The organism is Alteromonas sp. ABD4_190, assembly GCF_056160105.1.
The window spans coordinates 211,345-237,396 of sequence record NZ_JBSWWN010000002.1; the positions used below are offsets into that span (position 1 = coordinate 211,345).

The following is a 26,052-nucleotide window of genomic DNA, read 5'->3' on the forward strand; positions in this document are numbered from 1 at the left end:
GATTACAATTTCTCCAGCATAATTTTAAGACTGTCTTTTGCATATCGAATTCGTGTTTTCACCGTTTCTTTTTCAGCGCCGCACGTATCAGCTATTTGCGATAAACTGAAACCCTCTAACTGCAGTGAGAGCGCCTCTTTCTGTTTGTATGGCAGTTGCGCTAAACAAGCTTTAAACACGTCTTTTTCTAACCCTTTAGCCACATCTTCTTCTACCGAAGAGTGCGCGTGCTTAACTAGCTCAGAAACAGTAAATTCCTCTACAGCTTCGTTACTATATTCAAGCTTGGCGTTTTTACGAAACTCATCAATAAGTGCTCGCCTGCCAATGGTAAACAGCCAAGCTTGGAAATTGTCGCCACTTTTAAATAAATGGCGGTGCTCAATAACTTTAATCCATGTACGCTGGCTTATATCTTCAGCTATGGTGCTATCGCTTAATACCTTAAGGAAATAAAATAGCTTAGTGCTGTGTAAATCAAAAAGTGCGGCTAACGATGCTTCATCACCTTTTGCGCTGTATTGCAGCATTAGCCTTTCACTCATTCCCAGCGATTTTTCACGCTTACCTTGAAACAGGCTTTGCAAGCTTGCGCCTATACTCATAGGCTGTCCTTATTGTTCTAGTTTGAAATCTAATACTACAACCATACCTGGTTGACTAACAGGTTTACCGCCGTCCAGCTTTGGCTTGTACTTCCATTTTTTAAGCGCGCGGCGTGCTGCTCTATCAAACACACGCTTGGGCTCAGAATCTAATATTTTTATATCAGATACAGCGCCGCTAGCACTTACCGTAAACCCGAGCTTTACCCAACCTTCAATACCGTCACGACTCGCTTCTGGCGGATAAGTAGGATCGACCCTAAATTGAGGCGTAGCCTGCATATCACCTTGAGCACTATTTAAATTTATCGATAAATTCAATGCAGTATTAGGAACCTGAGTGTTTATTTCGAAATTACCCGGGCCGTCATTTGGCTCGGGGTCAATCTCGACGACTTTTTGCGGCGGCGTTTTAATTACCTGCTCAATTGGCGCAATAGGCTTTTTAGTAATAGTCCGTTCATCTTCAGGCTGGTAGATGATAGGTTCAAAAAACACAGTCGGTGTCTCGCTTATGTTTACCTTATCTTGCTTAATAAGCTCTGCCATTAAGACGAAAAGCCCAGCCGTTACTACTCCACCAGCAAGAGTAATAGTGGCTACGTTAGTTGCGCGTTTGTGGAAAGGCGCTTTAGCGAATGGAAATATTGTCTTTTGTACTAAACGCTGAGATTTAGCGTTTGGTAGAATTGTTGTTTGCATAATGTTCCCCCTTTTATCACTAAACGGGGGAACTTAAGAAAAAGGGTGAAAATATTAAACGTTTTTATTCACCCTAAAGCTTGGAAAGTTGAGCTTTTATCTTTTTTTACGCTTATCTTTTTTCGCAATAACCCCAATACTTACCACTGACTCTCCTGCTCTCACCGGTGGCGTTTTATTTACTATCATTATGCGCCCAGATACCGCTGCGAATACTTCTTCGATTACATTGCCGAAATAATCGGTAACAGTACCTACCTTTTGACCTTCAGCAATAAAATTACCCACCTTTACGCTTGCAATAAAGAAACCGTCCTTAGTCACAGGAGTTGGTGTTACTGATTCATAAACACTTGGCTTTTTATTTTCTTTTGGCGTTCCACGCAGCATTTCTAAAAATCGCATAGAATTCTTAGCAACGTCGATTGCCTCTAAAACAAACTCTTCGTTTGATAAACCTCGATGACCAATTTCAGTGGTTAAGCCAGGCTTACCTCGCGTCATTGCTGCATTAGGATAAGAAATAGCATTTTCTGGATCGCGCGGACGATCTCCATAGAGAACAACATGGCGCATGCCTGTTGCTTTGGCGAGCGCTAAAGTGCGTGAATCAAGTTCTTCGTCGCCAACGAATGGGGCATACACATGATTAAGAAGAGTTTCGTTATTACTACCCGAGTGCATATCAATCAGGTAGTCGGCTTTACCTATGAATTCATTTGTAAGAATGTTTGCTATTTGTTCAGTGTGCGTACCGTTTTCGCTTCCAGGGAACACACGATTAAGGTTTTTATAATCCTTAGGATTTAGTGCGATGAGACGAGCATGAAATCCTTCTACGTTCGCCAAGTGTACTAGTACCAACACACCGCTTAGCTCATTCGGTTTTATCAATTTCTTCAGTTGCTGCAAAGCGAACATTGACGGATACTCGTCGCCGTGAACTCCAGCGGTAAGTAATAAAACGGGCCCCTCTTTCGTTCCGTTAATAACGGTTACAGGCAAGGTAACATCGTTTTTCACTGCTACATAAGACTGCTTTTCTCCAGTTTCAGTAGTCACTCCCATTAACTCATATGGCGCGTTTGCGAAAGTTTGAAAGCTTGTAAAACTGATAATTAAAGAACATAAAGCGCTGACCGCTTTCTTTTTGAATAACATAATTAATACCGTAGATAAAAATGGCGATAGTTAGCCAGAAACAAACGAGTGATGCAATGATATGATGACAATAGCCATCATTTTTTTGACATATTAACAAATTTAGCGACGTATCGTTGATTTTTTAACGAAGTTTCTGAGCATTAATATCCCCTCTATGGGTGGGTGCACAAAAAACATGGTTAGCGTATGTAATTGAGCTATCGTTACATGTAAAGCTTCTCTGCATGACGCATCATAGATAACAAATGTAGAGTTTTAGAAGTAATCAGCAGCACGAATGATGCAAGGAAACCTAAATAGTTTACAAGAAGTGTAGTTTTTTGATGACTTAGCCTACCTTCATAAAAAGCAACTTTGTGGTAGTCTACTTCTTATTACCATCTTGGCTTTTGTTTAACTTAGCTGCTGCCATAAAGCCGATAATAAAAATGGCAAAAATAACCACGCCGACCCAAATCAGTACATTAAAAAGAAAGTCCATGTCATTCCCTAATCGTTATTTTGTTGGCTAATTTTAACATTTATTTGTGAAATCTGATTAAATAGATCACAGAGTTTGTACGATAAATTTTAATACGTACATCTTAAATTTGTACTTTTTGAAACCATATGGAGCTTAATCATCAGACAGTCTTTATTTAAAGCTTACTATCTAAAAGTGCCTGAAGCGGCTTTGGCAAAGCATTACGGGCTTTGCGCGTAATCTTAACTTCATGTTTTTGCCACAATATTCCTACATACACCACGCCTAAACCAATAGCCGTTAAAGCAACAGGAAAAAGCCAACTGTCTCTAAACACATTCGAGGCCAAGTGCCCTAAATAGAAACAGCTACCTAACGCACCAAATATCACAAATACTTTTCGAACCAATAATGCGCCTAGCCCTACCATGACTAGGTTTATACAAAAATAGAAAAACTTTGAAAGTTCGCTGTCTGAGTTTTGGCTAGTAAGCCCGCCCCAAAACGCAATAATACCGAATAAATATAACCAAAATGCGTAGTCGGCAGAGTGCCTTGACCGTAAGTCAACCCAAAAAGCCAATAGGGTCATAAGTATGCCGAAGTACATGGATACTTGTGCGCGAAATTCCCACGTATGAGAGTTCCATATATCGCCTTGGTCGATGAAAAGCATGACAGCATCCATACTGGTGTACCACAGTGTTACTGCAATAGGCATTATCAAAAACGGATACTTGTACCGCCAAGCTATGATTAAGCCAGTCACTAAAGTGCCTAGTTCCATGTATAACCACAGCCATTTAACGCGTGTATGAAACTGACGATAGACTGCATCGTTCTCGGGCCAAAGGCCAAGCCACTGTTGAAAACCGTAGATAGCAAGCGGTGTTAAACACACTACAAAGGTTGCGCAAATACCGGCAGGAATAATAAGGTTTTTATTTGCTAAAGAGTTAGTAAGCTTTATCCCTACACCAGCGTAGAGCAATGATATGAAGATTATCCCCAGGCCCCCAAACTGTTCCCACCCTAAATTCATAAACAAAGTCATGGCGCCAATAGCGATAAGGCCGCCCAGGTAATAGAGAATATGGGTAAAAGTGAAAGCAGGAGTATGCTGGCTTTCTGCCTGAAAAAAGCTGTAGAGCTCAACGCCCTGCTGTTCAGAGATAATATTTTTCGCTACTGCTTTTTGAATACTTGCTTTCGATACTTCCATGTACTTCTCTGATTTAGCTTGTAGAAATTAGAACTTTTACTTTACTGGGTTACAGGTAAAAAACCAGCCTGGAGAAATTACAGAGTATTAGTTGCGTGTTTTTCGTAAGTTTTCTCAGACTTGTTCCACGTTAAGTGGCCAAAAGCGATACCTGCAATGGGAAAAATGATCAAAGCGATGATTGGGCGCACCCAAACATTTTCTAATGGGTCAAGAAATTCCATTAGTAAGGCCCAGAGGATGGCAGTAGGTACGCCCCACCCTAAAACACCGTTTACTAAAACAAAGCGCTGTTTGCCTTTCTCTCGCGTTTTTGCCCACTTTTCCATGTTCATTGTTATACCCTTTTGTAAAATTAAGCAATCAGCGCAAGGCAGACCAAACCAACGGCTAAGCTAACAAAACCAACAGCGAAAGTTCTTCCTTCGTCTCTACCCGCTCGCGGATATTTGCCAAAGGTTAGAAGCTTAAGCACCACATGGCCTGTACCAGTTATCACGAAGTTAATGATAGCGTCTACGACTATCCACTTGAGTATTCGAAGTACAAAGCGGCCCAGCGGTTCTAAAACGTCTTCCATAACATTAATGCTCTTTGTTGGTTTTACTAAATAGTGCTTTTACTAAACGGTGCTTTTATTAAACAGTCGCTGTCTTTTAATTTTGTCGCTAACGACGCCCTTTACTTGGTATTCTGGTTCGTCTAACGGCGAGACTACATGCCAATTTCACCAATAAAAATCAAGGCCCACATAGCCAACACAGCGACAAAATTGATGATAAACACCATACCACGCAATCTAATATTGTCGGTAAATATTTGAACAATGCTGTGCAACACTCTGCCAATTACAAATACCCAAGCCAAGTAGATTTGCACACTGTCTATTGGCTCATCCATTGCGATAAGCAATACACTGGCAATGTAAAAAAATATTGGCCACTCGAATTGATTGCTTAGGTTTGCGCTGATTTTAGGCTGAATAGTGTGAAAAGGGAGTGAGAAGTGTGCTCATAACTGCTACGTGATATAGGTATTATAAACTTCGCCTATAAAGAAACGGCTTTAACTCGGCGTTCGCTGTCTATGTAGAAAAGTGAATACCCCTTTGTTTTGAACTGTTCTCGCAGCGTTAAAAGATGCTCTATATCTTTTTCAATCACTATTAGCTTTTTATGCCCGGTATTATCAAGGGCGGACATCAATGCCGCGCCGTTGTCTTTGTCAATCTGTGTACCAGCAACGATATAGCTGGTATCCGTAGACATAATCAATAAGCCTTTACCAAGATCCGCTGATTTCTTACTTGTAGAAGCACAACCAGCAACTAGAACGCCAATTAAGAGAAGAGAAGTCCAACTTTTCATAGATATCCTTTTAATTTGTGTATCGCTTTTTGTTTGAAAGTACCACGTTTCGTCTTAAACGAAAACTTTCGTCGTCTGTGCTTTTTTGGAGCCTATTTACAGCCGTCTTGAGATGGCAAAGCTAAATTTGCTTTCAAATGGCACTATGAATATATGCTTGCTCGTTAGGATAGTCGACAACAATGCGCAAATACTTCAGTGCAGACCCACCTAGTGCCCCATCAATTCGCCTGTCCATCATAGAAGACATAAATTGATGAAAATTAGGGTCGGGTCTGCGCGTGAACCATACAGGCCCTATCGTCGATTTACCAACGGTTATAGCCGGAACGCGAATCATATCTTGGTTTGAAACTCGGCATCCGTTTTCAATCACTAACCAATCGGAGTGAGCTTTCGTCCATTCATCAAATATAGAAGCAGCTATAAAGGACGTTCCACTTTGTACTTCTGGTAAACCTGCGACAGTTGCTGCTTCACTTGAAGGCCATGCTGACGCACCTGTATCTAGAAGCATGGGAATTAATTTTCCATCCACTGAAATATCAATACTAGCGAATGCTAACGTGTATTGCCCTTCTTCATTTTTCTGAAACCCTAATGGTACGGTTATTAATGTGTCTGATAGAGGTGCTTCATTTAAAACAGATATGCTCTTATTGGGGTAATCGAATTCAATAATCTTTTCAGCATGCCAGCGCCCACCTAAGGTCCCGTCGCTCATTCCATTCCGGCTAATATCCCCTTTTGGCACAACTTGTAACTTGCCTTTCCACCAATTATTAAGACCTGCACCTGGTATAGAAACAGATTTATCAAACTGAGGCATAGAAGTAACCTCGATAGGCCCATCTTCGGCTTCTTTTGTCTGTGTATGCCAATGGTATTTATCACTCAGTTCTTTAGAAATCGCATTCCACCCGCCACCTGTATCCGTAAAAAAAGTAATAGTTGTACCATCAGTAAGCTTTGGTGTTAGGTAGATCAAATCATTTTTAAATTCACTGGGTAACTCATCAGAAAAGCAAAAAGAAGAAGGTAATAAAAATAAAACGAACAAAATAGTTTTCATGCTGGCCTTCCTTTGGCAATGTTTTTTGTGCGAAGAATTGTGGATATTATTAATAAAGAAATTTAAGCAAAAGCTGTACTTGTTCTTAAATGCTAGCTAAACCGAAATACCAGCTTTTTTCATTTTTAGTAACCATTTTTTTATGACCACTATAGTTTTCATAAAACTGCTGGTGTGCAGTATAAGAAAACGTATCGTCTCTTTTTGTATATTGGGCAATCCAGTCTATCAGCATAGGTAAATTATTATCTTGCGCTTGTTTGGTATCGTATTTATGGGGCTCCCAAGGTCGTGCTTTCGCGTTAGCAATACACAACTCAATGGGTAAGTTCATAAATATAATTTCTGAAGACTGCCCCTCTACAAGCTTAAGCAGGTCTGTGTAACACCCTTCAATTACCCAAGTCTCATTAGAAGCGGTAAAAGCCTGTATCTCTTGATCCGACTCTTTAACCGGTTTTCTTTCTGGCGGGCTAGTGGGTTTCCATGCAAGGGTATCGAGATCTAAATGCGCTAAACCTTGAGTTTCACACAAACGGCGCGCTAGCGTAGATTTGCCAGAACCGGAATTTCCAAATATTAAAATTTTAGTCAAATCTTTGTCCCTTCTTAAAGCCCTTTAGCACTTGTTAGAAGTAAGTTAGCAAGTGTTTATTTCCCAAACTTTTCTTTTATTAGCACATCAAAATACTGAGTATCGTTCGGGCTTGCTTGGAAGTTTTTAGCAAAATCGCTGCTACACCCAGGATTACAAAAGCCTACCGTATAGCCACGATATTCGGTTAGCGAATCAGGTTTTACTGGTTTGCCAGATCGAGGGCAGAACTTGTTAATGGGCTCCATTGCTTTTCCTTAAAAGGTACTTACCACATTGCTTTCAAATTCCAAATGAACGATCGCAAGATTCACTACTTACCATGATTAAAATGAAAAAGTTCGCCGATTGCCCATCCAATTGATATAGCGGCTATATAAGCAATTGGGCTGTATAAAATCATAAGGCCAGCACCAATATTCGCGCCACCACCAACAAACACAAAAACCTGCCCGTAACTAGCAGATGTCACTAACAATGCAGCTAAAGTCATAAAGAGAAGGCTTCGCTGGCTCAGTTTATTGTTAAAGGCCCCTAAAACAGCAAGTACTATAAAAGGCAAACCGGGCAATATGCCCCAATATAATAAATTAAGAGATGACGTGGCCCCGCCACCGGCTATGAAAGCAGTTAATGAAAGTATGGCACCACCTAGAGTGTTAAACGCTAACAAAGCGATTCTACTGTTCATATATAAACCTAAATCCTTTTAATCTTGCAGAGTAAAAATTCGACGAAAAGCATGCGCTTTTTTAACGCTTATATCGTGAATCACCCTTTCACAACAAGAAGCTCTTTTTTCGCTGCGCGTCTTTTCCGTTTAAGTCGTTACACAACTGGCAGTCGATGTTCTTTTTAAAATTGTATGCACGACGAGTGGCAAATATGGCTATGGAAATAACGGCCCAGGTTAGTCCAAATGTTACAGAGTAAGAAACTGTTTGACCTTTAATATATTGAACGCTAGAAAACAAAGCAGACAATATGGGAAAAGCAATACTGTACTGAAAAATCCATTTCTTAATTGGCATGTACATTCCTTTTTTCTCATTCAATTTACAAATTAAATGTATTACTTAGAACGCTTAAAGTATACCTGTCAGAAGTACCGTAAGTGTAGGTTTAAACAAATAGCTATAGCAGTACAGGCATTCTTACCGTTCATCCAAAGTACTCGTATCGCCCAAGGATTTCAAGGCAGCATAATGATAGTCAAAATAAAGCTGAATCGGAACTATCCAAATAATTACCCAGGCATTATCGCTAACGGACATGAACACCACTAAAAATACAAAAACACATAAAAGTGACTGTCTTATTTAGTCATCAATATTTTGCTTACAGTCTAATAATTCTTCAATGGTATAACTTGAAAAATTGTGTCTGCTCATGACTTCATCCTTGCTGTTTGTTCTATAATTTATAAGCCAACTGCGAACAGCCAAGAGCTCTAGCGGCCCCACACCAATTTCAAACGGCAGAATTACATTTTTTAGCTACTGCCAACGATTAATTCCCTGCTTTACCCGCTTCAAGTATTGGAAGGCCAGCTTCGGTTGGAATATAGATGCGTTCACCCTTTCCATCTTGAAGCCCCTTAATCCATACGTAACGAAGGTATTCTTCATTTCCCTTAAGAGATTCACCGATGATTCTATTAGCCTCAGCAGCAGCTTTTGCACGCTCGATATCCGCTTGTCCCTCAGCTTTAGCCTGTACAATTTTCGCTTCACCCTCTGCTTGAGCCAATGTTACTCTCGCTTTCGCCTGCATCAGGGCTGCTTGCTCTCTAGCTTTGGCTTCTTCAATCAGTATTTGTTTGCTCCACTCTGCTTCTTTTAGTGCGGCAATACCGTCCATCTCTTTTTTATATACTTTGTATTTTGGCCAACCCCAAAATAATGCAGCAATAATTAATACAACTGATACCACCAAAAATACTAGACTTCCGAAAGCTATAGCATGTCTATTTGGGTGCATGTTCTCTCCTGCTTTTTATTGTTATTTAACGTTTTAACATTAGAGGCGTGATTGCTTACTTTATAAAAATGTAACCCTAATTGCCTATTTAATATTGCATGTTGTGCTAGCAACGCATTGAGAGCTTAAAAGTTAAGTTCTCTTTAACAGCTAGCCACTCTGTATTAATAATTGAAAACACAACCGTATCTCTATAACCACCATTTGGCATTTTTTGATGATTCCTTAGCACACCATCCTGTTTAGCACCTAAACGCGCAATAGCATTACGTGAAACTTGGTTATGCCAGCTTGTTCTGAACTCTACAGCGATTGCTCCGAGACTTTCAAAAGCGTGGGTAAGAAGAAGTAGCTTACATTCGGTATTGCATGATGTTTTCTGATAGCTTTTGCTGTACCAGGTGTAACCAATTTCCACCCTTTGATTTAAAAGGTCAGCATTACAAAAGCGTGTTGAGCCGATAACCTCTTCACTCGCTTTGTCTATAACCACGAACGGTAACGATAGCCCTTTAGCTTTCTGCTCTAATGCTGTCGTAATATAGTCATCTATGATTTCAGCGTTTGGTACAGAGGTGAACCATAGTTTCCACAATTCACCGTCGCTTGCTGCGTTCACTAAAGCGTCTGCATGTTCCATCGTTAACGGAGTGAGCTTTATATTCTCAGACTCTAACTCAATATCTTCAAACCACATTTCACTTTCCATGTATTTCTGACTGTATGTTGCTAAGCATACAATGATTCCAGGAAGTACGTTACACCTAGCGAGACAATAACAAGCGATGCATTAATTAATGCTCTAAAGGGCAAACTAACCCGCCCGTACGTTCCCTCGCAAACATGCCTGTCTATTTTTGCTTACTGATTAATAAGGTCAGCATTACAAAAGCGCGTTGAGCCAATAACCTTCCCACTCGCTTTTTGTATCACGACAAAGGGTAACGATAGCCCTTTGCTTTTCTGCTCTAGTGCTGTCGCAATATAATCACTAATAGTTTCAGCGTTAGGTACTGATGTGAACCATAGCTTCCACAATTCACCGTCCATCGCTGCATTCACTAAAGCGTCAGCATGTGCCATTGTTAAGGGAGTAAGCGTTATATTTTCAGATTCTAATTCTACGTCTTTAAACCACATATCACTTTCCATGTCTGATTAGTTGTATGATGTTAAGCATACAAGGTTTCCAAAAAGTACATCATACCTAGCGAGACTAAAATAAACGATGCATCACTAAGATGCCTGTCTTGTTTAATCGTTTGTTTAATCGATATTGTTGCTTTAATTTAAAATAAGCGTCTTTGAGCACAAGTAGGGTTAAAGGTTGTCGAATAGTTTATTTGGCTTGTTTGTTACTCTAACTTCCGCATTGCCAGCTTCACTATTTTTTAGTTGGCCGAATTTAAAAAGCTCTACATTCATTTTACTTAATGTACTAACAAGCCTAACGAAATCGTTACTATCTCTCTGCGATTCGAAGGCATATTTGATAATGGTTTCCCCTTCGATTTCGGCCACTTCTGTTATAGAAATTGTAGATGCTTTTTGTGCCTTAACATTCTCTATCCAGTTTGTGTTTTTTATTTTTTCGTACAACTTTCTTTGAACCTCCCCATTCTGACAAGGTTTGTCAGAAAAGCTGAGAGCGCCACTCTGTGATTTACATTTGTAAACTTGAGAAAACACAGGGGTAGAAAAAAGAAAGAGTGCAGTAATAACAACGTATTTCATATTAATTGTTTCAATTCCCTCATATCATCTAAGCTTCGTACAACTTAAAAGATTGAAAATAGTCTGAGATGATAACCGGAGAAAGAGGTACCTTTAGCTATTTAAAGATTAAAACCAATTGGCGTGAAAGCATTCTTTTGTCAAGCATTGCTGAGGTGATGAGGATGCCCCTCCCATCATTAACTCAACTTTTCTGGGAGGGGTCTAACGAAATGTTTGAATTTTATTCCGTTTCTGCATCTAGCGCTTTTTGTTTTGGTTTTTTAAAAAAGTAGTAGAGCCCTACAACAAGCATTAGTCCACCAAATATCAATGCACCGGTTTGGCCAGCCTGGTACGCCGAGGCCCCTTGCTGTGGTTGACTTAAAATTCCATTAAAAAAAACAGCACCACCCCATAACGCGCCTATAGCACCAAATATTTTGTTTCGCATAACTTTTCCTTGTAAAACTGTTAGTTTATAGGTCACCCAGATAATAATTTTTTTAGTAATACTGGGGACTTGTTCCTTAATCTCGTAATTACCTTAAACTATTGAAAGCCGTTAAACAACGAAAAACCAGCTTTGAAAAGACATGCTCTTAGCGGTGATAAATATTGCCAAATATTATTTCCATGGCTGTATGGTAACCGCGAGGTGAAAATGCAGACATAAAATGCAGACATGACTGTCTTGTTTGGGGCTAGGCATAACTAGAAAAATCATCTGAGTTGCTATCTAGAAAACTTAACATGACAGGCATAACTAGAAAAATCAAAACTGTCCCCTCGTACACTTTCTTAAATCTAACTCCCCATTCAAACTGCTAAACGAGTTAATCAGAGTAAGACAGTTGCAATACCTAAAGCCCGAAAGTCGCAAATTAGTTTATCGGATACGCCCTATTATCACTGTATTTCCCGCTGTGTACGTCGTGCCTTTTTATGTGGCGAGGAAAACGATAGAAGTTTTGAACATCGTCGCCAATGGGTAGAAGACCGTATTCATGTTCTAAGTGAGGTGTTCGCCATTGATGTATGTGCTTATGCAGTAATGAGTAACCATACGCACTTGGTATTACACGTAAACAAAGAGAAAGCAGACGCACTAAGTACAGAGGACGTGATTCAACGTTGGCACAAACTGTACAAGGGCACATTACTCTCGAAGCGCTACATGTCAGCAGATTCACGTAAAGAATTACATGAAACCCAAATTAAGACGGTGGAGATAACGGCTGAAGTATGGCGTAAAAGGCTATTTGATATCAGCTGGTTTATGCGTGCACTGAATGAATATATTGCTAGGGCCGCAAATAAAGAAGACAACTGCACAGGGCATTTTTGGGAAGGACGGTTTAAATCGCAAGCGCTACTGGATGAGTCAGCCCTTGCCGCCTGTATGGCTTATGTTGATTTAAACCCAGTACGAGCAAAGATGGCCAAAACGCCTGAAATATCGGACCATACCAGCATTCAATACCGTATTAACGCAGCCAAGGTAGGCAAAACACCGAAAAGACTTATGCCTTTTGCAGGCAATCCAAGGCAAGAGATGCCACACGGTTTACCTTTTACTCTTCCAGACTACTTACAGCTTGTAGATATAACCAGCCGATATATTCATCCAAATAAACGCGGCAAGGTTCAGAATAACCTCCCCCCTATTCTAGAGCGTCTCAATATTGAACACGAACATTGGATAACTTTAACCACGCAGTTTGAAACCTGCTTTAAGCACGCCGCCGGCAAGGTGACTCATTTAGAGCAATACGCGCAGAATCAACATCAGCAACGTGTGCAAGGTCGACAAAGTGCAATGCGCTTACTTGGTTAGCTCTACCGGTTAGTAGATAGCAAGACGGACACAAAATGTATATTTCTGCACAAAGATTTCTGCCTCGTTAAGTAGAAGGCATTTTTACAATGCGCATCCGCATGCGTATACTAAATATATAAGACTATTTGGAGTGATAACATGCAAGATTTATATGACGTCCATGCCCCAAAAAAAGCGACTAACTTAAGCTTAAATAGCGACTTATTGCAAAAAGCTCGTGACTTAAAAGTTAACCTATCTGCAACGTTAGAACAGGCACTTAAAGACAAGTTAAAAAGCGTTGAAGAAGAAAGATGGAAAAAAGAAAACAAAGCTGCCATCGCTGCGTACAACGAGTTTATTGCTGAAAACGGCTGTATAGGTGATGAGTACAGGAACTTCTAATGGCACAGTTTGATGTTTACAGAAACCCAAGCTCAAAAACAAATAAAGCTTACCCCTTTCTTGTAGATGTTCAGAACTCTGTAATTGACCAGTTAGCAACAAGGTTAGTTGTACCTCTGATAAAGAATAAGACTAGAAATAGTCTTTATATGAAAAACCTAACACCGGAGATAGAATTCGAAGGCGAGACGTACCTATTCCTGGCTCAACAACTGAGTTCCATACCCGAAGATGTGCTAAAAGACTGCATCGGTTCTTTAGCGCAATCCCGCGAATTGCTAATAGGTGCAATAGACTTTGCTATTACTGGAATATAGCCTTCAATAACAACTCAGATAGGTGGGTATACAGAAACATGCCTGTCTAGAAAAGAAATATGCCTGTCTTGTTTAGTTTGTTTCAAACCTATGAAGCATAAATGAATAGTTCTTTTTTAATGTAATCCGTTTTATCGCGTTGCGAGCTTTAGGCTGATATTCGCGCCAGTCCCAATGATTGTCTATGAGAATAATTTTCGATATGCCAAATCGCTCTAAATCATCTAAGCTGTAATCCCATCCTATTAAATCTTTGCCAAAAAAAGATTTTAATTTATCCCACATGGTCATTTCATTATGTCCGTACACAGTAATAAGATTGTCTACTCCTATTCTATGATAAAAAGCAGCTTCTCTTTTTCTCATTTTGGGTAAATAGCTAGAATAAAATGATTCGTCAGAATCTGTGGTATCCCACTGTTTCTGCCAAGCACTTCCGTGCCACATTAAAATTGTGTCTTTATGCAAGTATTTAATATTACCAGCGGGTAAAACATAGTTTGCACACGAGGATAAACAGAGATTTTTTATTTCGATATTTAGTTTATTGCTGTGTATCCACTCACCGAGATCCATCCCTGCACCAATTTCTCCACCTGAACTTGAAATAATAAGTTTTTTTGGCTTTTCCTTCGACTTTTCAAATGCTTGAAAAATCGTTAGGTTCGAAAACTTAGTTATCGACCCTTCGTATACTAAAACGTCATTTTGGATGCCTACAAAGAAATTGCTTTCTACATCATTTTTTTTAGCGCCCAACGACGTGCAGGCTACACACCCTAAAAGAACAAGAATAAAGAGAAATTTCATCTGACATCCACTTGAAACATAACACCCACATAAGGGGCAGTAACGCGTGGGCTAAAATCCGAGCGAAGCGACAGAGCCCACGTGTTACTGTCCCAGCGAAGCGACTTAATGTGTTTGTTATAATTTTCTATTATAGACTTCCTCTGCGCCCTTTGGAGCGGGCAATAGAAGTTTCCCCTCTCTGATACAGAATGTATTTTGTTGTATATCCAGTGGTATTCTTGTGTCTTCAAATTGAAGGACAAAGCAGCCTTCATCATCCGGTGGAGTTATTAGCGAGAAATGAGTTCTTATGGGGTTTCCTCTACTTGGATAAACAGAATATAGGCCGTCAGATATTACTATTTCCTGACTTTTTAATATCTTTGAGAATTTATGAACTTCTTCTTCATTCATTTCTGAATTTTCAAAGCTTTCAATTGTTTCTGCCTTACTGAAAATCCAGTGTCCAATAAATTCATACTCTGTACTTTTGAGAGTCTTCGCAATCGTATAGTTGCTAGATAAGATTAGGCTAACCGTGATAACTGTAAGAAACGCCCTTTTCATTAAAATTACCCCTAAATTATAACACCCAAATAAGGGGCACAAACATGGCGGCTATAATCGGAACGAAGTGACACAGCCGCCATGTTTGTGTCCCAGCGAGCGAAGCGAGTGACTTAATTTGTTTGTTATACGCTCAAAGCCTTTTGCCAAAAAACCGCACTACCTGCTTTAGGATCTAATTCGTAACCACTGAAACCAAATTTTTCGTACGCCGCTTTAGCAACGTTATTGTTACTCAATACTTCTAATGTGATTTTGCAACAGCCTAAGCTGAGTGCGATAGATTCCACTTTTTCGAGTAACTTTTGACTTAGGCCCATTCCCCTAAAATTTTTGTGAACACATATATCATGGACGTTAACAAGAGGCTTGCAAGAAAAGGTAGAGAATCCCTCAAAGCAATTGGCCAAAGCTGCAGGAGTTTCGTCGACGTATATTAAAACACTAAAAGCTTGAGGGATTTTGGAAAGCTCTAAAGTGAGATTTGCCATTGTATTATCCGAGAGAGGTTTTCCTCCTCCCATCGGGTCGCAAGCGTACTCATTTAATAGAAACGAAATATCTTCAGCGTGCTTTTCGTTTTTGTAATCGGCTTTCACTAATTCTATATTCATAGTGGAAAATTTTCCTTAAGCGTATAACTTCCAAATATGGGGCGCAGACACGTGTGCAATAATGGCGAAGCCGCGCACGTGTTTGCGTCCCAGCGAGCGCCAGCGAGTGCCATAATTTGTTTGTTATGTGCGAAATATAATAAACCTTGAGCCAATTACTAGTACCCGTAACGTTTAGGATTTTTAAAAATTGAAGATACGGTTTCAAGAGCTGACGAATAACTCAATCCACATTGCTCAAGAACTTCGATGGCGGCTTTACAATCTTTTGACTTAATAGCTGCATCAAAGGAATCGATTGCTTTTAAGGCAAATAACCTTTCATTTATTGTCATCCCTTTCAGTTCTTCCATTTTCAATTAACCTACTAGCACATAACTTTTAAATAAGGGGCGCAGGCATGTGGGGCATAATGGCGAAGCCGCCCCGCATGTATGCGTCCCAACGAACGAAGTGAGTGACTTAATTTTTTTGTTATGTGACGGTTTCACTACTGCTTGCTACCCCACCGCCAATTTAATCTTTCACCTTTGATGTAACACACGATTATTAATGCGATCGTATACGCAAATGATAAACCGATAAAAACGCGGGAGTTACTGGTAGGCGAACGCAAGAAAGCAGTGACAATCATTGCGGCAATATAAACTAACAAAATAGCCCAGCCTTGCCACGTCACTGGGAGTCCCCAACCAATTCCGTAAGTCTTAGCTGGGAACCAATAATTCGAATCTTTACTCTTCACTATGGTTCTTCCTTGTAGTCACATAACAATTTACTCGTCCCCAAACCGTCATGCTAATCCACACCATTTTGGGGCACTTCTCCTTTTTTCTTCTTACAACTCTAAACCATAACCAACAGAGAAATAAAGAAAAAACCGTAATGTCGTTTTTCGATCATTTATTAAAAACACCAAATCGACATGCAGATGATTTCGGTGTATTTAACGCTACACAAACATGCCTGTCTTATTTAGTCCTTTAGTTTCGTGGTCCCAGAAATGAACCGCCCCATTTACTTCAATGAAATAGTTTCCTGATTCATCTTCTGCCAATACCTTGCTCTCGGCAAGAGCACTAGGAAATGGCTGAGAAGCCTCACGGATTATTCCGAATGCCACACCTTTTTCACTTATGAATACTTTTGCGAATGTACGATTCAATTCAAAGTACACAAACGTGCCTGTCTTGTTTAGTAGAGTATCTTACCATTTTGCCCCCAAAGGATAAGCTATAGAACTTGAGAACGGTCAGTAGAAAACATCCATAGGTATTGGCTGCTCTTTATTAGAAAAAGTACATAAAAGGAAAAGCAACCAAAATAATAGATAGCATTATATTCCAAAATAACTTTGTGTCTAAATACGACCTAATAGCAATAATGGGCATACATATAAACTTTGGAACGCCTGTTAATGTTGAATAGATAGCGACAGATAATACGACAATATCTAGTAATGACTTGGCTACCTCTATATACCCAAAGTCAAAAATAAGGTCGGTATATAGGCATAAAAGAAGCGCGACTGAAATGAATAAAACTCCTTTATTTACAAAAGCTTCAATTATATCACCAAACCCAGGCTCAACATAACCAAAAGCAAGTCGAACAAACCTACCTGCTTTAGTTGCATTCCATAAGTTTTTTATCATTTTTAACGATTTTTCTTTTTGTCTTTTCATTATTACTCTTAAGATAAACCTTAATTAACTTCTCTGTTTAACATAGGACAGACAACACTGTGTAAAACTGGTCTTACCCACTAAAAGTGGACATAACGCCTTGCTAAGAGGCGAGTAATTGTTGGTTAAAATGTGTAGCGAAGCGGAACCGAGCCTACTGTTACGAATCCTACCTGAACAACTTGTTATAGCTATAAGTCATCGAGTATATCATTCATAAAACCATCAATATCGACATCACGGTATTGAATTGCTTTTAATAAATCCCAAGCATTCGACGTTTGTGGGAAATCAAAGATAGAGTTATCACCATCAATAAAACTGATTACTGTTCTCGCTCGCATATGAAACACATCTTCATCGGTATAGTATTTATACAATTCTTCATACACACGTAAATTCTTGTTTTTATATTTCGTGGTATAAACGTGATTAATCTGGTTACCATTTAGCAATAACGAATTGGGCGCGTCAGATCTCAACCAAGTTATTTTTTTTTCTTGAGTAAACTCAATCAAAGTATCCACAAGCTTTACAAATTCTTTCTGTGTTGCCATATCATTTTCCAGCCATCAATTCTTTTTTTACATTATGTAATTCAGCAATTACAACATTAATTCCTTTGGATACATTTCGAGCGTGTTTAGACTCAGGCTTAAACTTCCATCCAATAAAATTTCTAGTTTTGTATAACCAAACTCTTCTTCGTGCTGATTTGATATCCGATAACAAATCGCCAGATGCTCCTTTTTTAGCGGATCTTAATGTAACGTCTGCTAATGCAATGAGTTCATCTATATCATCTTGATTTTTCTCATAGAAAATTAAGCTAGCAGTTATATCAGAAGATATCTTAGTAAGTGTTTCTGAGTACTCTTCCACTCTTGAGCGAAAAAAAAATTCTTTTTTTATGGTAAAGACCATCAGTAAAGTAAATACTGAAACGGCAATCCCTATTATTGATGCCCAGCTTCCATATTCAGATAAAGACAGGCTTGTTAGTGCATTCAATTTATCCATATTAGTAAATACTATTTTTACCTTTTAATTATGCCGAAAACTATAAATGTTCACCGAAATTAGAAATAGCTATAACTTTTAAATAAGGGGCGCAGGCATGTGGCATAATGGCGGAGCCGACCCGCATTTATGCTTCCCAGTGAGCGCAGTGAGTGACTTAATTTTTTTGTTTGGAGTTCGCTAACTCATTTAGCTTATCTTTAGTATCATCATTGACTGAGCCAAAGAGCTCTTGCTCAATTTCCTCTATTCTTTTCCACAGCTCTAGATCTGTCTCTCTAGCTCCAACATAGAAAGGTTTCAACCACCCTAACGCTCTGAATAAATAAAACAAAAAACCAAGACCACCAATAGAGTTACTTAAAGGGATGAATTCACTCATGATAAAACCAAGGCCAAGAAATACAAAACCTCGAAGTAAGTAGCTTAAAGCTTGATACATGGACATTGAAATTATTTCATGACGCATATCTCCCTTTGTTAGTTTTCTCTGCATATATTCCCTATAAAGGGTTTCTTTTTTATAGGCCGCGTTAACAAAAGTTATTTTTGTTCCGATAAAGCTAAAAAGGTATTGCCCTATAACTAATATCAACCAAAAAAGTGCAGAGCCTAAAGCTCCTTGGATAATCACATGAGAATCAGTAATTAATTTGAAGATTGCATCCATACTTTGAAAAACTCCTAACAGCTTACTCGTCCCTAAACCATCATGCTAATCCGCACAACTTTCGGGAACCTGTCCTTGTATTTAGAACTACAATACCTCACAACCAACAGAAAAATAAAGAAAAACCGTACTGCCTTTTATTAACCTCATTATAAAAACACCAAATCACCGAACACAAACTAACACTGCATTCCTTCACACCCAAAACCAAAAAAGCCAGCATAAGCTGGCTTTCAAAACACAAAAACAAATTTCGTCCTAACTAAAAACTACTTCCCCTGCCTAGCAGCCAGCTTCTCCAACTGCTCATCAGTAGCAGGAAGCTGATGCTTCTCTTTCCACTCTGAATACGGCATTTTATATACCACTTCGCGTGCGGCTTCGTAGTCGATATCAGCGCCCTGCTCGCTTGCAGCGGCTGAATACCATTTTGCCAAGCAATTACGGCAGAAATCCGCCAAAATCATCAGATCGATGTTCTGAACGTCTTTATTTGCGTCTAGGTGTTCTACTAAGCGGCGGAATACCGCTGCTTCAACTTCGGTTTGCGTTTGCTTATCCATTATCTAATACCTCTAAAAAAGCGCTGTTCGTTATGGTTTAAATGTATGGATTAACGGGAATAATCCAACCCGCTACCTCTTTTAAAACCTATAACGAAAAAAGGGAGCCAAGCTCCCTTTTTACTTAAACATAACTAACTAGGTTTAAACCTAATTGATATTACTCTGCGTCGTCAGACTTAGGCGCAGGCTTTTCTAGAAGCTCTTTAATGCTTAAACGTACACGGTTCTGGCGGTCGATTTCCATAACCTTAACGTCAACCATTTCACCTTCTTTAAGGTAGTCAGTAACCTTGTTCACACGCTCGTGAGCGATTTGTGAAATGTGAACAAGACCTTCTTTACCTGGAAGTACTTCTACGAACGCACCGAAGTCTACAATACGTGTAATCTTACCGTTGTAAGTCTTACCAACTTCAATTTCAGCCGTTACTTGCTCAATCTTGCCAATAGCGATGTCTGCTTTCGCACGCTCTGTCGCGAAGATTTTGATAGTACCGTCGTCTTCAATCTCGATGTTAGTGTCAGACTCTTCAGTAATTTGACGGATCATTGCGCCGCCTTTACCGATAACGTCACGAATCTTGTCTTGGTCAATCTTCATTGTGTAAATGCGTGGAGCAAATTCACTTAGCTCTTCACGGTGACCGCCAATTGCTTCGTCCATTACGTTAAGAATGTGCAAACGTGCTTCTTTTGCTTGTTTAAGCGCAATTTGCATGATTTCTTTAGTAATACCTTCAATCTTAATGTCCATTTGAAGTGCAGTAATACCTTCGGTAGTACCCGCTACTTTAAAGTCCATGTCGCCAAGGTGATCTTCGTCACCAAGGATGTCTGAAAGTACAACAAAGTTGTCGTCACTCTTAACTAGGCCCATTGCGATACCCGCAACAGACGCTTTAATTGGAACACCTGCATCCATAAGCGCTAGTGAAGTACCACATACCGACGCCATTGAAGATGAACCGTTTGATTCTGTGATTTCAGAAACCACACGTACTACGTACGGGAATTCTTCTTCACTTGGCATTACTGCTTGAATACCACGCTTCGCTAGACGACCGTGACCAATTTCACGACGCTTAGGCGAACCAATCATACCGGTTTCACCAACACAGTATGGAGGGAAGTTGTAGTGAAGCATGAAACGGCTGTCGCGCTTACCTTGAAGCTCGTCAATCATCTGTGCATCACGCTCTGTACCTAAAGTAGCAGCAACAATTGCCTGCGTTTCACCACGGGTGAATAGTGCAGAACCGTGAGTACGAGGAAGAATGCCTGTTGCTACGTCTAGAGCACGAATCATTGCAGGCTCACGACCGTCGATACGTGGCGCGCCAGAAAGGATGCGTGAACGTACTACGTCAGACTCAAGTTCGTGAAGAAGGTCTAGTACTTCTTTCTTGTCTTGCTCTTCGTCTTCAGCAAGGATAGCTTCTAGTGCTTTATCAGTTGCTGCAGTTACTGCGTCTTTACGCTCTAACTTGTCAGAAATCTGGTAAGCCGCTGTCATTTCAGCTTCAGCTAGTGCTTTAACTTTATCTTTAAGTGCAGTGTTTTCTGCTTCTGGTGCCCAGTCCCACTTCTCAGTGCCAACTTCAGCAGCAAATTCATTAACTGCGTTAACTACAGTTTGAAGTTGCTCGTGACCGAACATTACCGCACCTAGCATAGTATCTTCAGAAAGCACGTCAGCTTCTGATTCAACCATAAGTACTGCACCTTCAGTACCCGCAACAACAAGGTCAAGCTGGCTTTCAGCTTGCTCTTCTGCGCGTGTATTTAGAATGTATTCGCCGTTGCTATAACCAACACGAGCCGCACCGATTGGGCCGTTGAAAGGAATACCTGAGATAGCAAGCGCTGCAGAAGTACCAATCATAGAGATGATGTCGGTAGGGATATCTGGGTTAGCAGACATTACAGTAACAACAACTTGTACTTCGTTCTTGAAGCCTTCTGGGAATAATGGGCGAATTGGGCGGTCGATAAGACGCGCTGTCAATGTTTCGCCTTCAGATGGACGACCTTCACGCTTGAAAAAACCACCTGGGATTTTACCCGCAGCATACGCTTTTTCTTGGTAGTTTACTGTTAGAGGGAAGAAGTCTTGATCTGGCTTGGCTTCTTTTTTACCAACTACTGTTACCAGTACAGACGTGTCGTCCATGCTCGCAAGAACCGCAGCTGTCGCCTGACGAGCAATTACACCCGTCTCTAGAGTTACAGTATGCTGTCCATACTGAAATGATTTAGTAATAGGAGTCACTATTTGTCCTTTAATTTCAATCTTTATTTTATCGCTTTTAAACGCGGCGCATAGTATAGCTTTGAAGTAGCTGTAATGCCATTGCCAAATACAGCCCCGCGTGGAATTTATTTAGTGAATTTGCGAAAAATCGCTATCAACCATAGCACCATGACTATATGAAATATCTGTGAAATTTCAATTATTGACTATATTTTCATCATACTGACACAAAACAGCGTATGCTAGAACAAAAAGCGAACAAAGAAACACCCCGTAACTAATGCTGTGAACCATATACTGGTAATAAAGATGCGGGCAATAAAGATTATTCATAACAAGAACGTCTAATATTAGTGTGCTAAGGAGATAACCATGTTGGTACTTCGACTTAATAAAGCAGGCATGCCACAAGAGTGGATAGATGTTGAACAAGCCGCAAAGCTTTACAGTCAGGACAAGGTGCTATTCGAGCTAGGCAGCGATGCCATAACCCTTAAAGGTGGCTGGAATCACGAAGGGCTGCAAAGCGAACTTACCCTATCAAGTATTATCGCTTGCGACGGCAAGGTAACAGATTTATCTGGCAAAGTTGCCCTTACCAACCGCTATTTGTTTAGACGCGACAGCTATTTGTGCATGTATTGCGGCAATAAGTTTACGCCTAAACAACTTACCCGAGACCATATTATCCCTCGCTCTCGCGGCGGAAAAGATATCTGGACGAACGTAGCCACAGCTTGTCAGCGATGTAATCATGCTAAAGCCGCTAAAACACCTGAAGAAGCGAATATGCCTTTACTCGCTGTGCCGTTTAGACCTAATGTTTACGAGCGTTTTTATTTAATGAACAGACGTATACTGGCAGATCAGATGGCGTTTTTAGAAGGGCATTTTTCCCACCAGCGGGAATGGACATGTAACGAATGAAATGTGGCGGATAAAATACAACGAGTAAATGGCAACAAAAAGCATTGAGCGACCGATAAATTCGAAAACAGGTCGCTCCTTTGTTAAGTATTACAACCCTGTACTCGTTGTCGCTTGCTGTTCTGTAGTAGCTTGCGCTTGAGGATTGCTGTTACCAATCTCGCTTTGCTGTTGCATTAGCATAGTCTGCTCTTCTTTTTGCGCTCTAAACCACAGGCTTAACCAGTCAGAGCACATCTTATGTTCTAGCTCATGAGCTTCCGCTGTTGGGCAGAAAAGACTTACCTTTACCACTACTTTCGCCAGTTCATTAGTTTTGATCTCAACTTCTGGGTCTATACGAATAAATTCTTGTTCTAAATGGCGTTCAATTAAGCCTTTGTAACGCTCAGCTACATCGCGAAAGTATTCACAGTGCGCTTGAGCGCGAGCGTGAAAAGCGGGTAACAAGCTATAGGCATTTACCGTAGGTTCGTTGACAATTTCAAACGAGTGCAAACGATAGCGGCGCATAAAGTTAAGGTTACGCACGGTTTGGGTAACTAGCTGACTGTTAGGTACGTAAACGTGTTTACCCGTGTAGTTGAAGCTTTCCGGGTCAACTTCTAGAAGCGCAGTTTTTGCCCAGTCCATTTCTACTACTTCACCAATGATATTATTCATTTGGATCCAGTCCCCTACCCTGAATGGCCTTGCCCCTAGATAGTAAATGAAGCCCATAAAACATTGAATGAATTCTCTGGTGGCAAGCACTATGGCAACCATAAATGCAGCAATGGATATAGCGAGTGTTTGTATTTCAGAGCTCCACACCATCATCAATACAATGATGATAAAAGCGTTCCCTAACTGCTCTAAAATATTAATCTGGTTTCTTCTATCTTCCCCGCGCTGAGAACTGATGCGTCTTATCAGCAACAACACACCTTTTTTAGAGAAGTGCAATACAATTAAAAGTAGTAGTGATGTCAGCAGTTTATACTCACTGGCAAACGCAATAAGCTGATTCCATAACTGCGTGGGGTCTATCACAATCTCCATGTATGCTCCGTCTGTACTGGCGAGGGTAAATCTTTGAATGAAAATAAAAAAGCGCCGACGAATGTCAGCGCTTTTCATTATGAAGCATGTAAACCTGCGGCACAATGCCGACCAGTTGCAACAAGTATTATTTAGTCGCGAATTTGGCCTTCACCATTCACTAGGTATTTCTCTGAAGTCAACGACTCTAGGCCCATTGGACCGTAAGCATGTAGTTTAGTTGTAGCGATACCAATTTCGGCACCTAAGCCAAGCTGGCTGCCGTCAGAGAAGCGTGAAGACGCGTTAACCATTACCACACTTGCATCTACTGCGCGTTGGAATAGCTTACCTTTCTCAGCATCTTCAGTAACGATAACTTCTGTGTGGTTACTACCGAATTGAGCAATATGATCGACAGCACCCTCGAAGTCATCAACAACGCGAATTGCGATTTCTAAACCAAGGTATTCTTCGCCGTAAGCGTCTTCTGAAATTACGTCAGCGCCGTCGAAATACTGGCTACCTTTTTCGTTTACGTGAACCGTTACGCCTTTCTCTTTAAAAGCATCGGCCACTTTAGGTAAGAAATCGCCCGCAACAGCTTGGTGTACAACCAACCCTTCAAGTGCATTACATACACCAGTACGTTGAGTTTTCCCGTTTAGAAGTATAGCCATAGCTTTTTCTAAATCAGCATCTTTATCTACATAAAGGTGGCATACACCTTTGAAGTGCTGGATAACCGGTACTTTAGCGTTATCGGTTACGTAGTTAATAAGGCCTTCACCACCACGTGGAATAATAACGTCGATGTAGTCGCGTTGTTCCATTAGCTCTTGCATTAATGCGCGGTCTGGGTTCGGTACAACGGTAACTAGCGCCTTAGGCAAGTTATGCTTTTCAAGCACGTCTTGCATAAGTTCAGCAATAGCTAAACTTGTATCAAGGGCTTCTTTACCGCCTCGTAAAATCACAGCGTTGCCTGATTTAAAGCACAATGCGCCAGCGTCAGCGGTAACATTAGGTCGTGCTTCATAAATCATGCACACAACGCCTAGCGGTATACGCATTTTCTTAATTTCAATTCCGTTAGGGCGCGTACCAATAACACGCTCTTTGCCTACCGGATCGTCTAGCTCAACGATAACCTCAATGCCTTCAGCCATTGATTCAATACGCTCATCGTTAAGGATTAGGCGGTCAATCATGGCTGCATCTAAATTATTTTCTTTAGCGCGCGCAACTTCCTTTTCGTTTACTTCAATAATTTTGCTTTTATTTTCACGAATTGCCGCGGCCATATCAGTTAACACCGCGTTTTTCTGGCTCTCACTTAGAATTGCCAGTGTACGTGCAGCTTTTTTCGCCTGTTGTGCTAACTCTGTAATAATACTCATTCTTTCTCCAGATTTGCTATGTGCTGATCAGAAATAATTGGCCCTGTTTTTTCCTCAAACTCGTGGGCAAATTCTTCACTTTCCTGATTCGCAATAAAATTCAATAAACAGCTACTGTAGTTCGACTTGGCTTTCACCAATTTAGTGCCGTCTTCTTTACGTACCAATATGGTGTCGCCTACCGAGAACTCACCTTTCACGTCTATAATTTCGCTACTTGTTAGTTGCTCTGCGTCAGTATGTAAAGAGTCGTCGAAATCGCCTTCTACTATCACCTCACCTTGCGCATTTGACGTATGGCGCATCCAATGCACATTCTCTTGCATTGGCTTGGCGTGAGGTTTGAAATGCGTGCCAGGGTTTTCACCTGCTAGCAGCATATTAAACGACAGTTCAGTAAAGCCGTTAATAATATATGTATCTATACCATGCGAAACAGCTTTCTCGGCCGCTTCAATTTTGGTGCGCATACCACCGGTGCCAACACCGCCTTTAACCGCACCACCAGCCATGTCGTAAACGCTCTGATCGATGGTATCAACCGATTTAAGCAGTTTTGCGTCGTCATGTTCATGTGGGTTCTTGTCGTACAACCCATCAATGTCTGAACAGATGATCAGTGCATCAGCTTCAGCTGCAGACGCTACCATGGCCGATAAATTATCGTTGTCACCAACCTTCAATTTGTCGGTAGTTACAGTGTCGTTTTCGTTCACAATAGGCAGAATGTTGTTGTCTAACAAACTGAATATGGTTTCACGAATACTTACGTAACGCTCTCTGTCTCTTAGGTCAGCATGGGTAAGTAGCATCTGGGCAGACGGAAAATCGAACAGTCTGTCCCACGTGGCAATCATTTCGGTTTGACCCGCCGCTGCCATGGCTTTCTTAACCGCGATATCTGACTTTTCTTGCTCTGGAAACAGGTGCGCACCCGCTGCGACAGAACCGGAAGACACGAGTACAACCTGTGTACCGTTAGCTCTGCATCGCACGATAAATTGCGCAATGCTCAAAAGATAATGACTGCTACAACCTTGCTGGTTGGGCGATATTAGTGCACTACCTACTTTGATGACTACGCGTTTCCAATTAGGATGACTCATAATAAACTTT

General features: G+C 40.6%; 36 protein-coding genes. 4 read left to right on the top strand and 32 right to left on the bottom strand.

Going from position 1 to position 26,052, the window contains the following annotated elements; genetic code table 11:
• Positions 1–2 precede the first annotated feature (2 nt).
• The 18 genes from ACXAFM_RS18440 to ACXAFM_RS18525 all read right to left on the bottom strand — a co-directional run bounded on the left by ACXAFM_RS18440 (position 3) and on the right by ACXAFM_RS18525 (position 11,337).
• Entirely contained in the window at positions 3–605 is a 603-nt protein-coding gene (locus tag ACXAFM_RS18440) for an RNA polymerase sigma factor (protein WP_474835764.1), read from the bottom strand.
• Positions 606–614: 9 nt separating this feature from the next.
• Positions 615–1,307 carry a TonB family protein gene (locus ACXAFM_RS18445; protein ID WP_474835766.1) on the bottom strand — a complete coding sequence of 231 codons (693 nt, stop codon included), beginning with the start codon at positions 1,305–1,307 and terminating at the stop codon, positions 615–617.
• Between the two features lie 96 nt (positions 1,308–1,403).
• Complete coding sequence (locus tag ACXAFM_RS18450) at positions 1,404–2,375, bottom strand: succinylglutamate desuccinylase/aspartoacylase family protein (RefSeq protein WP_474830465.1); 972 nt, start codon at positions 2,373–2,375, stop codon at positions 1,404–1,406.
• 734 nt (positions 2,376–3,109) lie between these two features.
• Positions 3,110–4,156, bottom strand: coding sequence for a DUF2157 domain-containing protein (locus tag ACXAFM_RS18455; protein WP_474835768.1), 1,047 nt, complete (start codon positions 4,154–4,156; stop codon positions 3,110–3,112).
• A 77-nt stretch (positions 4,157–4,233) separates the two neighbouring features.
• Positions 4,234–4,491 (bottom strand): type III secretion system chaperone family protein, encoded by a 258-nt coding sequence (locus ACXAFM_RS18460; RefSeq protein ID WP_474825431.1) that lies wholly within the window; start codon positions 4,489–4,491, stop codon positions 4,234–4,236.
• Positions 4,492–4,511: 20 nt separating this feature from the next.
• Positions 4,512–4,736 (bottom strand): hypothetical protein, encoded by a 225-nt coding sequence (locus ACXAFM_RS18465; protein WP_474825429.1) that lies wholly within the window; start codon positions 4,734–4,736, stop codon positions 4,512–4,514.
• A gap of 134 nt (positions 4,737–4,870) precedes the next feature.
• Entirely contained in the window at positions 4,871–5,140 is a 270-nt protein-coding gene (locus tag ACXAFM_RS18470) for an MAPEG family protein (protein ID WP_474835860.1), read from the bottom strand.
• 65 nt (positions 5,141–5,205) lie between these two features.
• The gene (locus ACXAFM_RS18475; RefSeq protein WP_474825427.1) at positions 5,206–5,523 is read right to left on the bottom strand and encodes a hypothetical protein; all 318 of its coding nucleotides are present in this window, start codon (positions 5,521–5,523) and stop codon (positions 5,206–5,208) included.
• Positions 5,524–5,656: 133 nt separating this feature from the next.
• Positions 5,657–6,595: a hypothetical protein gene (locus tag ACXAFM_RS18480; protein ID WP_474825425.1), complete on the bottom strand. Its 939-nt coding sequence runs from the start codon at positions 6,593–6,595 to the stop codon at positions 5,657–5,659.
• An 85-nt stretch (positions 6,596–6,680) separates the two neighbouring features.
• Positions 6,681–7,190: an AAA family ATPase gene (locus ACXAFM_RS18485; RefSeq protein ID WP_474825423.1), complete on the bottom strand. Its 510-nt coding sequence runs from the start codon at positions 7,188–7,190 to the stop codon at positions 6,681–6,683.
• A 56-nt stretch (positions 7,191–7,246) separates the two neighbouring features.
• Positions 7,247–7,438, bottom strand: coding sequence for a YHS domain-containing protein (locus tag ACXAFM_RS18490; protein ID WP_458731851.1), 192 nt, complete (start codon positions 7,436–7,438; stop codon positions 7,247–7,249).
• Positions 7,439–7,503: 65 nt separating this feature from the next.
• The gene (locus ACXAFM_RS18495; RefSeq protein ID WP_474825421.1) at positions 7,504–7,881 is read right to left on the bottom strand and encodes a hypothetical protein; all 378 of its coding nucleotides are present in this window, start codon (positions 7,879–7,881) and stop codon (positions 7,504–7,506) included.
• Between the two features lie 88 nt (positions 7,882–7,969).
• Positions 7,970–8,221: a hypothetical protein gene (locus ACXAFM_RS18500; RefSeq protein ID WP_474825418.1), complete on the bottom strand. Its 252-nt coding sequence runs from the start codon at positions 8,219–8,221 to the stop codon at positions 7,970–7,972.
• 478 nt (positions 8,222–8,699) lie between these two features.
• On the bottom strand, positions 8,700–9,170 hold the full coding sequence (locus ACXAFM_RS18505; RefSeq protein ID WP_015067176.1) for an SPFH domain-containing protein: 471 nt from the start codon (positions 9,168–9,170) through the stop codon (positions 8,700–8,702).
• Positions 9,171–9,276: 106 nt separating this feature from the next.
• Positions 9,277–9,867: a GNAT family N-acetyltransferase gene (locus ACXAFM_RS18510; protein WP_474825416.1), complete on the bottom strand. Its 591-nt coding sequence runs from the start codon at positions 9,865–9,867 to the stop codon at positions 9,277–9,279.
• Between the two features lie 164 nt (positions 9,868–10,031).
• The gene (locus ACXAFM_RS18515) at positions 10,032–10,310 is read right to left on the bottom strand and encodes a GNAT family N-acetyltransferase (protein WP_474825413.1); all 279 of its coding nucleotides are present in this window, start codon (positions 10,308–10,310) and stop codon (positions 10,032–10,034) included.
• A gap of 180 nt (positions 10,311–10,490) precedes the next feature.
• Complete coding sequence (locus ACXAFM_RS18520; protein ID WP_474825412.1) at positions 10,491–10,904, bottom strand: DUF4124 domain-containing protein; 414 nt, start codon at positions 10,902–10,904, stop codon at positions 10,491–10,493.
• 223 nt (positions 10,905–11,127) lie between these two features.
• Positions 11,128–11,337 (bottom strand): hypothetical protein, encoded by a 210-nt coding sequence (locus ACXAFM_RS18525; protein ID WP_474825411.1) that lies wholly within the window; start codon positions 11,335–11,337, stop codon positions 11,128–11,130.
• A gap of 405 nt (positions 11,338–11,742) precedes the next feature.
• Between ACXAFM_RS18525 and ACXAFM_RS18530 the strand changes: the two genes are divergently transcribed.
• From ACXAFM_RS18530 to ACXAFM_RS18540, 3 genes are all read left to right on the top strand, one after another.
• On the top strand, positions 11,743–12,720 hold the full coding sequence (locus tag ACXAFM_RS18530) for a transposase (RefSeq protein ID WP_474830461.1): 978 nt from the start codon (positions 11,743–11,745) through the stop codon (positions 12,718–12,720).
• Between the two features lie 141 nt (positions 12,721–12,861).
• Entirely contained in the window at positions 12,862–13,107 is a 246-nt protein-coding gene (locus tag ACXAFM_RS18535; RefSeq protein ID WP_474825409.1) for a type II toxin-antitoxin system CcdA family antitoxin, read from the top strand.
• Positions 13,107–13,424 carry a CcdB family protein gene (locus ACXAFM_RS18540; RefSeq protein ID WP_474825407.1) on the top strand — a complete coding sequence of 106 codons (318 nt, stop codon included), beginning with the start codon at positions 13,107–13,109 and terminating at the stop codon, positions 13,422–13,424. Before ACXAFM_RS18535 ends, ACXAFM_RS18540 begins: the two co-directional genes overlap by 1 nt.
• Before the next feature lie 72 nt (positions 13,425–13,496).
• Here ACXAFM_RS18540 and ACXAFM_RS18545 read toward each other — a convergent pair whose 3' ends face one another.
• The 11 genes from ACXAFM_RS18545 to pnp all read right to left on the bottom strand — a co-directional run bounded on the left by ACXAFM_RS18545 (position 13,497) and on the right by pnp (position 21,607).
• Entirely contained in the window at positions 13,497–14,234 is a 738-nt protein-coding gene (locus tag ACXAFM_RS18545) for a hypothetical protein (protein WP_474825405.1), read from the bottom strand.
• Positions 14,235–14,351: 117 nt separating this feature from the next.
• Complete coding sequence (locus ACXAFM_RS18550) at positions 14,352–14,783, bottom strand: hypothetical protein (protein ID WP_474835770.1); 432 nt, start codon at positions 14,781–14,783, stop codon at positions 14,352–14,354.
• Between the two features lie 125 nt (positions 14,784–14,908).
• Positions 14,909–15,397, bottom strand: a complete 489-nt coding sequence (locus tag ACXAFM_RS18555; protein ID WP_474831687.1) for a GNAT family N-acetyltransferase — start codon at positions 15,395–15,397, stop codon at positions 14,909–14,911.
• Positions 15,398–15,555: 158 nt separating this feature from the next.
• On the bottom strand, positions 15,556–15,750 hold the full coding sequence (locus ACXAFM_RS18560) for a hypothetical protein (RefSeq protein ID WP_198817837.1): 195 nt from the start codon (positions 15,748–15,750) through the stop codon (positions 15,556–15,558).
• Positions 15,751–16,349: 599 nt separating this feature from the next.
• Positions 16,350–16,574 carry a hypothetical protein gene (locus tag ACXAFM_RS18565; RefSeq protein WP_474831690.1) on the bottom strand — a complete coding sequence of 75 codons (225 nt, stop codon included), beginning with the start codon at positions 16,572–16,574 and terminating at the stop codon, positions 16,350–16,352.
• Between the two features lie 112 nt (positions 16,575–16,686).
• On the bottom strand, positions 16,687–17,082 hold the full coding sequence (locus ACXAFM_RS18570; protein ID WP_474831693.1) for a hypothetical protein: 396 nt from the start codon (positions 17,080–17,082) through the stop codon (positions 16,687–16,689).
• A 191-nt stretch (positions 17,083–17,273) separates the two neighbouring features.
• Positions 17,274–17,639, bottom strand: a complete 366-nt coding sequence (locus tag ACXAFM_RS18575) for a hypothetical protein (protein WP_474831695.1) — start codon at positions 17,637–17,639, stop codon at positions 17,274–17,276.
• 1 nt (position 17,640) lies between these two features.
• A complete protein-coding gene (locus ACXAFM_RS18580; protein WP_474831698.1) occupies positions 17,641–18,102 on the bottom strand; it encodes a hypothetical protein in 462 nt (153 codons plus the stop codon).
• Between the two features lie 157 nt (positions 18,103–18,259).
• Positions 18,260–18,772: a hypothetical protein gene (locus ACXAFM_RS18585; protein WP_474831700.1), complete on the bottom strand. Its 513-nt coding sequence runs from the start codon at positions 18,770–18,772 to the stop codon at positions 18,260–18,262.
• A gap of 269 nt (positions 18,773–19,041) precedes the next feature.
• Complete coding sequence (locus ACXAFM_RS18590; protein WP_012518312.1) at positions 19,042–19,335, bottom strand: DUF1244 domain-containing protein; 294 nt, start codon at positions 19,333–19,335, stop codon at positions 19,042–19,044.
• Between the two features lie 160 nt (positions 19,336–19,495).
• Positions 19,496–21,607 carry a polyribonucleotide nucleotidyltransferase gene (pnp, locus tag ACXAFM_RS18595; protein WP_474831702.1) on the bottom strand — a complete coding sequence of 704 codons (2,112 nt, stop codon included), beginning with the start codon at positions 21,605–21,607 and terminating at the stop codon, positions 19,496–19,498.
• A 354-nt stretch (positions 21,608–21,961) separates the two neighbouring features.
• Here pnp and ACXAFM_RS18600 point away from each other — a divergent pair, with 354 nt between their 5' ends.
• A complete protein-coding gene (locus ACXAFM_RS18600) occupies positions 21,962–22,516 on the top strand; it encodes an HNH endonuclease (RefSeq protein WP_269916549.1) in 555 nt (184 codons plus the stop codon).
• Positions 22,517–22,606: 90 nt separating this feature from the next.
• On the opposite strand, the gene ACXAFM_RS18605 is transcribed toward ACXAFM_RS18600, so the two are convergent.
• From ACXAFM_RS18605 to proB, 3 genes are all read right to left on the bottom strand, one after another.
• Positions 22,607–23,557, bottom strand: a complete 951-nt coding sequence (locus ACXAFM_RS18605; RefSeq protein WP_474835773.1) for a mechanosensitive ion channel family protein — start codon at positions 23,555–23,557, stop codon at positions 22,607–22,609.
• Between the two features lie 131 nt (positions 23,558–23,688).
• Positions 23,689–24,936, bottom strand: coding sequence for a glutamate-5-semialdehyde dehydrogenase (locus tag ACXAFM_RS18610; protein WP_474835775.1), 1,248 nt, complete (start codon positions 24,934–24,936; stop codon positions 23,689–23,691).
• A complete protein-coding gene (proB, locus tag ACXAFM_RS18615) occupies positions 24,933–26,042 on the bottom strand; it encodes a glutamate 5-kinase (protein WP_474806981.1) in 1,110 nt (369 codons plus the stop codon). Before proB ends, ACXAFM_RS18610 begins: the two co-directional genes overlap by 4 nt.
• Positions 26,043–26,052 lie beyond the last annotated feature (10 nt).

What these genes read in the sequence shown, in the direction of transcription:
- ACXAFM_RS18590 (WP_012518312.1), bottom strand. Translation starts at nt 19,335, where the DNA reads ATGGATAAGCAAACGCAAACCGAAGTTGAAGCAGCGGTATTCCGCCGC.
- ACXAFM_RS18475 (WP_474825427.1), bottom strand. Translation starts at nt 5,523, where the DNA reads ATGAAAAGTTGGACTTCTCTTCTCTTAATTGGCGTTCTAGTTGCTGGT.
- ACXAFM_RS18465 (WP_474825429.1), bottom strand. Translation starts at nt 4,736, where the DNA reads ATGGAAGACGTTTTAGAACCGCTGGGCCGCTTTGTACTTCGAATACTC.
- ACXAFM_RS18445 (WP_474835766.1), bottom strand. Translation starts at nt 1,307, where the DNA reads ATGCAAACAACAATTCTACCAAACGCTAAATCTCAGCGTTTAGTACAA.
- ACXAFM_RS18560 (WP_198817837.1), bottom strand. Translation starts at nt 15,750, where the DNA reads ATGGAAGAACTGAAAGGGATGACAATAAATGAAAGGTTATTTGCCTTA.
- ACXAFM_RS18570 (WP_474831693.1), bottom strand. Translation starts at nt 17,082, where the DNA reads ATGAAAAGACAAAAAGAAAAATCGTTAAAAATGATAAAAAACTTATGG.
- ACXAFM_RS18505 (WP_015067176.1), bottom strand. Translation starts at nt 9,170, where the DNA reads ATGCACCCAAATAGACATGCTATAGCTTTCGGAAGTCTAGTATTTTTG.
- ACXAFM_RS18525 (WP_474825411.1), bottom strand. Translation starts at nt 11,337, where the DNA reads ATGCGAAACAAAATATTTGGTGCTATAGGCGCGTTATGGGGTGGTGCT.
- ACXAFM_RS18545 (WP_474825405.1), bottom strand. Translation starts at nt 14,234, where the DNA reads ATGAAATTTCTCTTTATTCTTGTTCTTTTAGGGTGTGTAGCCTGCACG.
- ACXAFM_RS18495 (WP_474825421.1), bottom strand. Translation starts at nt 7,881, where the DNA reads ATGAACAGTAGAATCGCTTTGTTAGCGTTTAACACTCTAGGTGGTGCC.
- ACXAFM_RS18600 (WP_269916549.1), top strand. Translation starts at nt 21,962, where the DNA reads ATGTTGGTACTTCGACTTAATAAAGCAGGCATGCCACAAGAGTGGATA.
- ACXAFM_RS18555 (WP_474831687.1), bottom strand. Translation starts at nt 15,397, where the DNA reads ATGAATATAGAATTAGTGAAAGCCGATTACAAAAACGAAAAGCACGCT.
- ACXAFM_RS18490 (WP_458731851.1), bottom strand. Translation starts at nt 7,438, where the DNA reads ATGGAGCCCATTAACAAGTTCTGCCCTCGATCTGGCAAACCAGTAAAA.
- ACXAFM_RS18610 (WP_474835775.1), bottom strand. Translation starts at nt 24,936, where the DNA reads ATGAGTATTATTACAGAGTTAGCACAACAGGCGAAAAAAGCTGCACGT.
- ACXAFM_RS18540 (WP_474825407.1), top strand. Translation starts at nt 13,107, where the DNA reads ATGGCACAGTTTGATGTTTACAGAAACCCAAGCTCAAAAACAAATAAA.
- ACXAFM_RS18440 (WP_474835764.1), bottom strand. Translation starts at nt 605, where the DNA reads ATGAGTATAGGCGCAAGCTTGCAAAGCCTGTTTCAAGGTAAGCGTGAA.
- ACXAFM_RS18580 (WP_474831698.1), bottom strand. Translation starts at nt 18,102, where the DNA reads ATGGATAAATTGAATGCACTAACAAGCCTGTCTTTATCTGAATATGGA.
- ACXAFM_RS18575 (WP_474831695.1), bottom strand. Translation starts at nt 17,639, where the DNA reads ATGGCAACACAGAAAGAATTTGTAAAGCTTGTGGATACTTTGATTGAG.
- ACXAFM_RS18520 (WP_474825412.1), bottom strand. Translation starts at nt 10,904, where the DNA reads ATGAAATACGTTGTTATTACTGCACTCTTTCTTTTTTCTACCCCTGTG.
- proB (WP_474806981.1), bottom strand. Translation starts at nt 26,042, where the DNA reads ATGAGTCATCCTAATTGGAAACGCGTAGTCATCAAAGTAGGTAGTGCA.
- ACXAFM_RS18515 (WP_474825413.1), bottom strand. Translation starts at nt 10,310, where the DNA reads ATGTGGTTTAAAGACGTAGAATTAGAATCTGAAAATATAACGCTTACT.
- ACXAFM_RS18500 (WP_474825418.1), bottom strand. Translation starts at nt 8,221, where the DNA reads ATGCCAATTAAGAAATGGATTTTTCAGTACAGTATTGCTTTTCCCATA.
- ACXAFM_RS18510 (WP_474825416.1), bottom strand. Translation starts at nt 9,867, where the DNA reads ATGTGGTTTGAAGATATTGAGTTAGAGTCTGAGAATATAAAGCTCACT.
- ACXAFM_RS18535 (WP_474825409.1), top strand. Translation starts at nt 12,862, where the DNA reads ATGCAAGATTTATATGACGTCCATGCCCCAAAAAAAGCGACTAACTTA.
- ACXAFM_RS18585 (WP_474831700.1), bottom strand. Translation starts at nt 18,772, where the DNA reads ATGGATGCAATCTTCAAATTAATTACTGATTCTCATGTGATTATCCAA.
- ACXAFM_RS18455 (WP_474835768.1), bottom strand. Translation starts at nt 4,156, where the DNA reads ATGGAAGTATCGAAAGCAAGTATTCAAAAAGCAGTAGCGAAAAATATT.
- ACXAFM_RS18605 (WP_474835773.1), bottom strand. Translation starts at nt 23,557, where the DNA reads ATGGAGATTGTGATAGACCCCACGCAGTTATGGAATCAGCTTATTGCG.
- ACXAFM_RS18550 (WP_474835770.1), bottom strand. Translation starts at nt 14,783, where the DNA reads ATGAAAAGGGCGTTTCTTACAGTTATCACGGTTAGCCTAATCTTATCT.
- ACXAFM_RS18480 (WP_474825425.1), bottom strand. Translation starts at nt 6,595, where the DNA reads ATGAAAACTATTTTGTTCGTTTTATTTTTATTACCTTCTTCTTTTTGC.
- ACXAFM_RS18450 (WP_474830465.1), bottom strand. Translation starts at nt 2,375, where the DNA reads ATGGGAGTGACTACTGAAACTGGAGAAAAGCAGTCTTATGTAGCAGTG.
- ACXAFM_RS18460 (WP_474825431.1), bottom strand. Translation starts at nt 4,491, where the DNA reads ATGAACATGGAAAAGTGGGCAAAAACGCGAGAGAAAGGCAAACAGCGC.